Source organism: Streptomyces sp. NPDC059874 (assembly GCF_042731135.1).
Taxonomy (GTDB): Bacteria; Actinomycetota; Actinomycetes; order Streptomycetales; family Streptomycetaceae; genus Streptomyces.
The window spans coordinates 137,084-146,744 of the sequence record NZ_JBHWJY010000009.1; the positions used below are offsets into that span (position 1 = coordinate 137,084).

General features: G+C 71.9%; 8 protein-coding genes. 5 read left to right on the top strand and 3 right to left on the bottom strand.

Annotation, left to right across the window (positions count from 1 at the left end):
• Positions 1-11: 11 nt before the first annotated feature.
• The 3 genes from ACFV9H_RS08100 to ACFV9H_RS08110 all read right to left on the bottom strand — a co-directional run bounded on the left by ACFV9H_RS08100 (position 12) and on the right by ACFV9H_RS08110 (position 2,382).
• Positions 12-293, bottom strand: coding sequence for an acyl carrier protein (locus tag ACFV9H_RS08100; protein ID WP_385394924.1), 282 nt, complete (start codon positions 291-293; stop codon positions 12-14).
• 116 nt (positions 294-409) lie between these two features.
• Complete coding sequence (locus ACFV9H_RS08105) at positions 410-1,414, bottom strand: LysR family transcriptional regulator (RefSeq protein WP_385394927.1); 1,005 nt, start codon at positions 1,412-1,414, stop codon at positions 410-412.
• A gap of 227 nt (positions 1,415-1,641) precedes the next feature.
• On the bottom strand, positions 1,642-2,382 hold the full coding sequence (locus tag ACFV9H_RS08110) for a BTAD domain-containing putative transcriptional regulator (RefSeq protein ID WP_385394930.1): 741 nt from the start codon (positions 2,380-2,382) through the stop codon (positions 1,642-1,644).
• Positions 2,383-2,741: 359 nt separating this feature from the next.
• On the opposite strand from ACFV9H_RS08110, the gene ACFV9H_RS08115 reads away from it, so the two are divergent.
• The 5 genes from ACFV9H_RS08115 to ACFV9H_RS08135 all read left to right on the top strand — a co-directional run bounded on the left by ACFV9H_RS08115 (position 2,742) and on the right by ACFV9H_RS08135 (position 9,600).
• Positions 2,742-4,298 (top strand): tryptophan halogenase family protein, encoded by a 1,557-nt coding sequence (locus ACFV9H_RS08115; protein ID WP_385394932.1) that lies wholly within the window; start codon positions 2,742-2,744, stop codon positions 4,296-4,298.
• Between the two features lie 33 nt (positions 4,299-4,331).
• Entirely contained in the window at positions 4,332-5,645 is a 1,314-nt protein-coding gene (locus ACFV9H_RS08120; RefSeq protein ID WP_385394935.1) for a cation:proton antiporter, read from the top strand.
• On the top strand, positions 5,642-6,160 hold the full coding sequence (locus ACFV9H_RS08125; protein ID WP_385394937.1) for a flavin reductase family protein: 519 nt from the start codon (positions 5,642-5,644) through the stop codon (positions 6,158-6,160). Before ACFV9H_RS08120 ends, ACFV9H_RS08125 begins: the two co-directional genes overlap by 4 nt.
• A gap of 69 nt (positions 6,161-6,229) precedes the next feature.
• Entirely contained in the window at positions 6,230-7,033 is an 804-nt protein-coding gene (locus ACFV9H_RS08130) for an ABC transporter ATP-binding protein (protein ID WP_385394939.1), read from the top strand.
• Positions 7,030-9,600, top strand: coding sequence for an FtsX-like permease family protein (locus ACFV9H_RS08135; protein WP_385394941.1), 2,571 nt, complete (start codon positions 7,030-7,032; stop codon positions 9,598-9,600). Before ACFV9H_RS08130 ends, ACFV9H_RS08135 begins: the two co-directional genes overlap by 4 nt.
• The last annotated feature ends 61 nt before the right edge of the window (positions 9,601-9,661 follow it).

Sequence of the window (9,661 nt, forward strand, 5' to 3'; positions counted from 1 at the left end):
CGCGCCGTGGCCTAGTTGGCCGGGTCGGACTTGGCGGCTATGGCTTCCTCGACGACCGTGATGACGGTGGCGAGGTTGACCATCCGGGAGAGCTCGGCCTGGTCGATGTCGGTGCCGAAGATCCGCTCCAGCTGGGAGAGGATCTCGATGGCCCCCATGGAGTCCGCTTCGTGGTCCTCCTTGAAGCGGCTGGTGTCGGTCATCTCCGAGGGCTCGATCTCCAGGATGTCGCAGATGATCTCCTTGATCCGGTCGCGGGCTTCGAGGTCGAGGCGGTTCGCTGCAGTTGTCATGCCGCAGATGCTGGCCGACCGCTCTGACGGCCCTCTGACGCCGTTCTGATCCGCTGCCGGACTTCCGCTGAGCCCCCGCCGACCGCGTGCTGAACTCCCGCTGAGGTCCCGCGGGCTCAGGCGTCGACGGGCTGCGGGAGGTGGCGTGCGAGCTCCCTGAACTCGCCGCGGTGGTCCTGGATCCAGGACCAGTACGCCGGGCGCGAGCGGGCGTAGTCGCAGTAGTACGCGCGTACGGTGTCGACCAGGATGTGCAGGGTCTCGCGGGAGACGGCGTTGCCGCGCCACAGCAGCGCCAGCTCGACCTGCTCGCCTCCGGTCACCGGGACCAGGGCCACGCCGGGCAGCGCCCCGGAGGGCGTGGTGAGGGCGGCCACTTCCATGTCCCGCACCCAGTTCATGGCCTCCTGGTGGCTGTTGACGTGGTGCAGCACCCGGCCGGGCACGGCGCCGCCCAGCACACGCCGCTCCGCGGTGCGGAACCAGTGGTCCTGCGAGGAGCGCACCCAGGCCAGCCCGGCGCGGTCGGCGAGTTCCGTGAGCTCGTCCGCCCCGACGGACGCCCGGGCCGTGAGCGGATGGTCGTGCGGGACCGCCAGCCACACCGGTTCCCGCACGATCAGGGCGCGGCCCAGGGCGGGCTCGCTGCCGCTGCCGTCGTCGCTCGGTGCGCCGTCGGCCGGCTCGGGCACCCGTGGCACCAGGGCGGCGGCCAGCGCCCCGCGCTGCACCGCCTCCACGGCGGCCGCCGGGTTCAGGGTCTGGGTCTGCACGGTGATGTCCGGCAGCGCGGCCTGGAGGGCGCCGCGCAGCGCCGGCGGCGTCCACTCGGTGCAGCCCAGCCGCAGCGGGCCGCCGGAGGCGGCCAGCGCCTCGGCCATCACCTCGTCCGCCCGCCGGACCAGGTCGGCCAGGCGCGGGACGAGCCGCGCGCCCAGCTCGGTCGGGGTCACCCCGGATCGGGATCGGACGAAGAGGTCGCCGCCGACCGCCCTTTCGATACGGCGCAGTTGTGCGGTGAGACTCGGCTGTGGAAGGCCCAGTTCCTGGGCTCCGGCGGAAATGCTGCCGGTGGTGTTGATCGTGACGACAATGCGAGCGTGACGCAATTCGAGTTCCATGTCCTGCCCCCGTCGGCGGTTCCCGGAAATGGGAATTCAGTCCGCAGGTCCACTGCCGCCGGGGTGGGCCGTCCCCGGATCGTCGGGTCCGGACATCCAGACAGAAAGGACCTGCGGACTGAACCGGTGCTTTTACCGTATCGGCATTCCGCTTGCGGACAAGGGGCACCCGTGAAACCTCAGCGGGACGACAGCGGCGGAACAGCGGAAGGCCGGCGAGGGGGAGTTCAGCCGCGGCGGCCGGCGTAGACGAGGGCCTGTCGGGGCTCCCCGAGCACGTCGTCCTGTTCGAGGATCGCCTGGTACGCCCGGTTCAGGGCGCGGCCGGGCTCCAGCCCCAGGTCTCCGGCGAGCCGGCGCCGCGCGCCGTGGAACACCTCCAGCGCCTCGGCCTGCCTGCCCTCCCGGTACAGGGCCAGCATCAGCAGCTCGCTCAGCCGCTCCCGCTCGGGGTGCTCGACGGCCAGCCGGCGCAGCTCCGGCACCGAGATGCGGTGCGCCGCGACGGTCAGCATGGCCGTGATCAGGTCCTCGTAGGCGGTGATCCGGCGTTCTTCCAGGTGGGCGGCGGCCAGTCGGATCCGTACCCCGTCCACCGAGTCCATCAGGGCCGGCCCCCGCCACAGCGCGAGCGCCCGCTCCAGCTCGACGATGGCCCGCTCCGGGTCCACGTGGACCAGTGCGGCGCCGGTCTCCGCGTGCCGCAGGAAGCGGTGCGCGTCGACGCGTTCGGGCGCCAGGTCCAGCAGGTAGCCGCTGCCGACGGTGCGGATCAGCTCCGATCCCTTCATCCCGGTGAGGGATTCCAGGTACTTGCGCAGCCGCAGCACGTTGGCCTGCAGGGCGTTGCGGGCGTTGGACATCCGCTGGTGGGCCCAGAGCTCGTCCTCGATCTGGTCGGACGTCACCGTGGTGCGCGGAGAAAGGGCCAGGAACGTCAGCAGCGAGGTCACCCGCTTCGAGGCCATGGCATAAGTGCGGTCTCCCCAGGAAAGAGATACGGACCCGAGTACGTTGATTTCCACTTGTGTAACCCCCGTTGATGTCGGCAGGCCCTCATGCTGTCCCGGGTCAACCGATCGGGGGAAATACCATCCGGGCAACCGAAATCCGGCCACGTGGTATGGCCGGGTCGTCGCTCTTGCCGTGGAGGCGCCCTGGCGGCATACTGCCGACCTCCCCTGACGTGACGCTGACGGACGAAAACATGTCCGGAATTCGTGCCCCGCCTGTGACATTAGCCGAGCACTTAAAGGCCTGTGCCGGCCCGCGTCCCGTTCCTAGGCTCCGGTCATCCGCGATCAGTCAGCGAATGGGAGTCACTGGAATGCTCAACAAGATCGTGATTGTGGGCGGCGGCACCGCGGGTTGGATGACGGCCTCGTACTTCAAGGCCGCGTTCGGCGACCGCATCGACGTCACGCTCGTCGAGTCCGGCCACGTCGGAGCGGTCGGTGTGGGCGAGGCGACCTTCAGCGACATCCGGCACTTCTTCGAGTTCCTCGGACTCAAGGAGAAGGACTGGATGCCGGCCTGCAACGCCACGTACAAACTCGCCGTCAAATTCGAGAACTGGCGCGAGAAAGGCCACTACTTCTACCACCCGTTCGAGCAGATGCGGTCGGTCAACGGCTTCCCGCTCACGGACTGGTGGCTGCAGAACGGTCCGACGGACCGCTTCGACAAGGACTGCTTCGTCATGGCCTCGGTCATCGACGCCGGCCTCAGCCCGCGTCAGGCCGACGGCACGCTCATCGACTCGCCGTTCGTCGAGGGCGCGGACGAGATGGCCGGACTGACCATGTCCGAGCACCAGGGCAAGACGCAGTTCCCGTACGCCTACCAGTTCGAGGCCTCCCTGCTGGCCAAGTACCTCACGACGTACTCGGTCGACCGCGGCGTCAAGCACATCGTCGACCACGTCGAGGAGGTCAAGCTCGACGAGCGCGGCTGGATCTCCGGCGTCGCCACCACCGACCACGGCGACATCACCGGTGACCTCTACATCGACTGCACCGGCTTCCGCGGACTGCTCCTCAACCAGGCCCTCGAAACCCCCTTCATCTCGTACAAGGACTCACTGCCCAACGACAGCGCCGTCGCCCTCCAGGTCCCCATGGACATGGAGCGCCGCGGCATCCTGCCCTGCACCACCGCCACCGCCCAGGACGCCGGCTGGATCTGGACGATCCCGCTGATGGGCCGCGTCGGCACCGGCTACGTCTACGCCAAGGACTACATCTCCCCGGAGGAGGCCGAGCGCACGCTGCGCGAGTTCGTCGGCCCGGCGGCCGCGGACGTCCCGGCCAACCACATCAACATGCGCATCGGCCGCAGCGAGAACTCCTGGGTCAAGAACTGCGTCGGGATAGGCCTGTCCAGCGGGTTCGTCGAGCCCCTGGAGTCCACCGGCATCTTCTTCATCCACCACGCGATCGAGCAGCTCGCCAAGAACTTCCCCGGCGACGACTGGAACCCCGTCCAGCGCGAGCTCTACAACGACTCCATCGCCCACGTCATGGACGGGGTCCGCGAGTTCCTCGTCCTGCACTACGTCGCCGCCAAGCGCAACGACACCCAGTACTGGCGCGACGCGAAGACCCGCGCCGTCCCCGAGTCGCTGGCCGCGCGCATCGAGAAGTGGAAGACGCAGCTCCCGGACTCCGAGACGGTCTACCCCTACTACCACGGCCTGCCGCCGTACTCCTACATGTGCATCCTCCTGGGCATGGGCGGCATCGACCTGAAGCCCTCCCCGGCCCTCGCCCTCGCCGACCCGAGCGTCGCGGAGCGCGAGTTCGAGGCGATCCGGGACAAGACCCGCCGTCTCACCGAGGTCCTGCCCAAGGCCTACGACTACTTCGCGCAGATGCGCGTCGCCTGACATCGGTCCGCCGGCCGGAAAGGGCCTGAACCAATGGAAGTCATCGAATTCCTGACCCGCACCGCGCACGTCCTGGCGGTCCTCGCCGTGATCCTGCTGCTGGCCTGGGCGGGCCGGGCCGCGGCCCGCCTGCTGCGCCAGCCCGAGGTGATCGGCGAGATCACGGCGGGCCTGCTGGCCGGCCCGGCGGCCCTGTACCTGATGGGCCCCGGGGCCTTCGCGGACGTGCTGCCCGGTCCGGTACTGGACACGCTCAAGCTCATCTCCAAAGCGGCCCTCGCCCTCTTCCTCGTCGGCCTGGCCCACAAGCTCCAGACCGGCCCGGGGGCGCGGTCCCGCCGCACCACCGCGTGGGTGGCGGCCGGTTCCCTGGTCCCGCCGCTCGTCAGCGGCCTGCTGCTGGCGGGCCTGGTCCTCGTCACCGACGACACCGCTGCCCGCGGTGACGCCCCGCTGCCCGCCTTCGTCCTCATGGTCGCCGTCGCCATGTCCATCACCGCCGTACCGGTGATGGCCAGGATCCTCACCGACCGGGGCATGAGCGAATCCTCGGCGGGCCGGATCGCGCTCGGCGCGGCCATCACCGTGGACGCCGTCGGCTGGCTGCTGTGCATGCTCGCCATCAGCCTGGGCGAGGGCAGCCTCGCGGGCTTCCTCCGCTCGGCGCTCGCGCTGGCGGTCGGCGCCGCCTGCGCGCTGGCCATCCGATTCTCGCTGCGCACCCCGCTCGCCCGCCGGGCGTACGGGAAGACCCCGCGCACGGTCGCCGTCGTGCTGGCGATCGCCACCCTCGCGGTGGCGATCGCCATGGAGAAGATGGGCATGACCGCCATCGTCGGGGCGGCGCTGGTGGGCTTCGCGATCCCCCGGGACACGGACGCCCCGTGGGCGCCCGCCGTGGACGGCATCGCCCGCTCCGGCCGTCTGTTGGTGCCCGCGTTCTTCGTGGTCACCGGAGTCACCGTGCTGAACGGCAGCTTCTCGCAGGCGTCCTGGGTGCTCATCCTGTCCACCGTCCTGCTCGCCTGCGTGGGCAAGGGCATCGGCGGCTACCTGGGAGCCCGGATCGGCGGCCGCCCGCCGGCCGACGCCCGCCGGGTCGCGGTCCTGATGAACACCCGCGGCCTGACCGAACTGATCGTGCTCCAGGCCGGGTTCAGCGCCGGAATCCTCACCGCACCCCTGGTCCTGGCCCTGGTCGTGATGGCCCTGGCCACCACGGCCCTGACCGGCCCGCTCCTCGGTCTCCTCGACCACCGGGAACGCGGCGCGACGTCCGACCGCGCCGAGAAGACCGGCACGGCCGAACCCCAGCTCGTCCTGGCGACGGAAGGCAGCCCCCGATGACCACCCAGCCCACCGCGACGACCTCCGCGCAGGCCTCGCCCGACGCCTTCCGCTCCCTGATGAGCGAGTTCCCCACCGGGGTCTGCGCCGTCACCACCCGAGACCTGGACGGCGAACCGTGGGGGATGACGTGCTCCTCGGTGACCAGCGTCTCGCTCGCCCCTCCGACCCTGCTGGTCTGCCTCCGCGCCGGCAGTCCGACCCTCCAAGCCCTCCTCAACTCCGGCTCGTTCTCCGTCAACTTCCTGCACGCGCAGGCCCAGGAGACGGCCGAGCTGTTCGCCTCCGGGAACCCGGACCGGTTCGCGCTGGTCCCCTGGGAGCAGCCGCCCGGCGCGGGCGGGCCGCACCTCGTCCGCGACGCCCACACCGTCGCGGACTGCGAGGTCGTCCTGACCCAGCGGATGGGCGACCACGTCACCGTCTTCGGCGAGGCCCGCCGGATAACCCGGCAGCACGCCCGTCCGCCGCTCCTGTACGGGCAGCGGCAGTTCCGCTCCTGGTCGCAGACCTGACCCGTCCCAGACCTGACCCCTCCCCCAGCCGGCCCCGCCCGGGGCCGGCTCCCAGCAGAAGGAAAACCCATGACAGGGACACCGGACCCGCAGGGTCGGCACGTCGTCCGCCTGGAATCCGTACGGAAGGTCTACGGCGGTGCGAAGAACGGGGTCACCGCCCTCGACAACGTGAGCATCGGCCTGGACAGGGGCACTTTCACCGCGGTGATGGGACCCTCCGGCTCCGGCAAGAGCACCTTCCTGCACTGCGCGGCGGGGCTGGACCGTCCGACCTCGGGCTCGGTGCTGCTGGACGGTGTGGACCTGGCACGGCTCAAGGAGCGGGAACTGACCAAGTTCCGGCGCGAGCGGATCGGCTTCATCTTCCAGGCCTTCAACCTGCTGCCCGCCCTGTCCGTCCTGGACAACGTCACCCTGCCGCTGCGGCTCGCCGGCAAGCGGCCCCAGAAGGGCGCGGTGGCCGAGGTGCTGGAGCGGGTCGGGCTCGGCGGCCGGGAGAACCGGCGCCCCGGCGAGCTCTCCGGCGGCCAGCAGCAGCGCGTCGCCATCGCCCGGGCGCTGATCACCCGGCCGGCCGTCATCTTCGGTGACGAGCCGACGGGCGCCCTGGACACCTACACGGCGCGCGAGGTGCTGACCCTGCTCCGCGAGGCCGTCGAACAGGCGGGCCAGACCATCGTGATGGTCACCCACGACCCGGTCGCCGCCTCGCACGCCGACCGGGTGCTGTTCCTCGCGGACGGCCGGATCGTGGACCACCTGGACCGTCCCACCGCCGACCAGGTCGCCGAGCGCATGACCCACCTGGGCGCCTGGGGCACCCGCCCGGCGGCCACCCCCGTCGGCGCGGGACAGGGGACGCTGCTGTGATCAGGATCGCGCTGCGCACGCTGCGCTACCACAAGGGCGGATTCATCGCCTCGTTCATCGCGCTGTTCTTCGGCGCGACCATCGTCGTGGCCTGCGGCGGCCTGCTGGAGACGGGCATCCACAACGCGGCCCCGCCCCAGCGGCTGGCCGCGGCCCCCGTCGTCGTCACCGGGGAGCAGCGCTACCTCGGCACCTCCAGCGAGCTGATCTTCCCCGAGCGGGTCCGGTTCGACGCGGCGCTCAACGCGCAGATCGCCGCCGTGCCCGGGGTGCAGAGCACCGCGGCCGACGTGACGTTCCCCGGCGCCCTCGCACCGGCCGGCAGCGCCGGCCGGGCCGCGCAGATCGCCGGCCACGGCTGGTCCTCCGCCGCCCTCACCCCGTACAAGATCACCGAAGGCGCCCCGCCCGCGGCCGCCGGCCAGGTCGTCCTGGACACCCGGCTCGCGCAGCAGACGGGCCTGCGGCCCGGCGCCAAGGTCGAGATCCGCTCCGGCGGTACGTCGAAGAGCTACGAGGTGTCCGGCCTGGCGGCCGGAGACGGCGAGGCCAACGGGGTCTTCCTCTCCGACTCCGCGGCCCTGGAGGCCCAGGTCGCCGCCGGGCTGTCCGGCAAGGTGGACAACATCGGCGTCTTCCCGGCCCCCGGCGCGGACGTCGGCGCGATCGCCGACGCGATCCGCAAGGCGGTCGACGGACAGCAGGTGTCCGTCCTGACCGGTGACGAGCGGGGCCGCGCCGAGAACCCGGGCGTGATCGACGACGGCAGCGACCTGATCCCGCTCGCCGCCGCGTTCGGCGGGCTCTCCGCCATGGTCACCGTCTTCGTCGCCTCCTCCACCCTGGGCCTTTCCATCCAGCAGCGGCAGCGCGAGATGGCGCTGCTGCGGGCCATCGGCACCACCCCCGGCCAGCTGCGCCGGCTGATCCTGGGCGAGACCGTCCTGCTGGCGGCCATCGCGACGGCGCTGGCCTGCATCCCCGGCCCCCGAGTGGGGCGTTGGCTGCTGGGCGCCTTCGCCGACGCCGGCGTCGTGCCGGACTCGATCGTCTTCCGCGCGGGATCCGTCCCCCTGATCGTCGGCGTGGGCACCGCCTTCGTCACCGCCGTCGGCGCCGCGTTCATCGCGGCCAACGGCGCCGCCCGCACCCGACCCACCGAGGCGCTCGCCGAAGCGGGCCTGCAGCGCCGCTGGTTCAGCGGCTTCCGCTCGGTCGTGGGCCTGCTGTGTCTGGTCGGCGGCGTCGCCCTGGCCGTCGGCACGGCCGGCATGGACGGCCCCGACGCCGGCAGCGTCGCCACCCCGGCGGCGATGGTGTGGACGACCGGCTTCGGCCTCCTCGGCCCGGTGCTGGCCCGTGCCATCACCGCGGCCCTGCGCCGTCCCGTGAGCGCGGTGTCCGGCCTCTCCGGGCACCTCGCCACCCGCAACGCCAAGGCCCGTACGGCCCGGCTCGCGGCCGCGGTGATGCCGGTGATGCTCGCCACCGGCCTGGCCGTCGGCCTGATCTACATGCAGACCACCCAGGCCGACGGCGCCGACCAGGCGTTCGACGAGAGCCTGCGGGCCGACGCGGTGGTCACCTCCGCCTCCGGCGGCATGCCGTTGGAGACGGTGGACGCGATCCGCGACCTGCCCGGGGTCGCGGCGGCCTCCGCCCAGGTCCCCAGCCTCGGCTTCATCGAGCCCGACGTACCGGTCGATCCGACCGCGAACGGCGGTGACGGCGAATCCAGCGCGCCGCAGCCCACCGAGGTGTCGCTGCAGGGCGTCACCCCCGAGGGCGTGGCCGCGACCACCTCCTTCCGGGCCGCCGCCGGCAGCCTGGACGGTCTGCGCGGCGACACCGTCGCGCTGCCCGCCCGGTACGCCGGCGACCGGAAGATCGGCGACACCGTCCCGATGCGCCTGGGCGACGGCACCCGCGTCGACCTGAAGCTGGTCGCCACCGTCGACGGCAAGCGCGGCTACGAGACCGCGCTGGTCCCGGCGTCCGTCCTGGTCGGGCACACCGACGCGGGCCTGGTCCCGCAGATCATGGTGAGCGCCGCCCCGGGCACCGACCGGGCCGCCCTGGACGCCTCGCTGCGCACCCTCGCCGACAAGCAGCCCGGACTGCGCGTCACCGACCGGCAGGCGCTGACCGCGGTCGCGGCGGACAACAGCGACACCCAGTCCTGGATGGCCTACCTGGTCCTCGCGGTGGTCGTCGGCTACGCGACGATCGCCCTGGTCAACACCCAGGTGCTGGCCACCACCGAGCGGCGCCGCGAGTTCATGCTCCAGCGGCTGATCGGCGCCACCCGCCGGCAGGTGATGCAGATGATGGCGATGGAGGCGGTCCTGGTCTCCGTGGCGGGCATCGTCCTCGGCCTCCTGGTGGCCCTGCTGACCCTGGTGCCGTTCAGCATGAGCGTGCTGGGCACGACGCTCCCGACCGGCTCCCCGTGGATCTTCGTCACGGTGGTCGGCGGGGCACTGGGCCTGACCCTGGCCACCACCCTGCTGTCGGCGGGCGCGGTCCTGCGCGGCCGGCCCGGCGACCTGGCCGGCATCAAGGAGTAGGACCCGCCCGCACACCACCCGTACGAACGGCCGCCCCCGGCACGGAGATCCGTGCCGGGGG

Coding starts and splice junctions, on each gene's coding strand:
- ACFV9H_RS08100 (WP_385394924.1), bottom strand. CDS start 293: ATGACAACTGCAGCGAACCGCCTCGACCTCGAAGCCCGCGACCGGATC.
- ACFV9H_RS08105 (WP_385394927.1), bottom strand. CDS start 1,414: ATGGAACTCGAATTGCGTCACGCTCGCATTGTCGTCACGATCAACACC.
- ACFV9H_RS08110 (WP_385394930.1), bottom strand. CDS start 2,382: ATGGCCTCGAAGCGGGTGACCTCGCTGCTGACGTTCCTGGCCCTTTCT.
- ACFV9H_RS08115 (WP_385394932.1), top strand. CDS start 2,742: ATGCTCAACAAGATCGTGATTGTGGGCGGCGGCACCGCGGGTTGGATG.
- ACFV9H_RS08120 (WP_385394935.1), top strand. CDS start 4,332: ATGGAAGTCATCGAATTCCTGACCCGCACCGCGCACGTCCTGGCGGTC.
- ACFV9H_RS08125 (WP_385394937.1), top strand. CDS start 5,642: ATGACCACCCAGCCCACCGCGACGACCTCCGCGCAGGCCTCGCCCGAC.
- ACFV9H_RS08130 (WP_385394939.1), top strand. CDS start 6,230: ATGACAGGGACACCGGACCCGCAGGGTCGGCACGTCGTCCGCCTGGAA.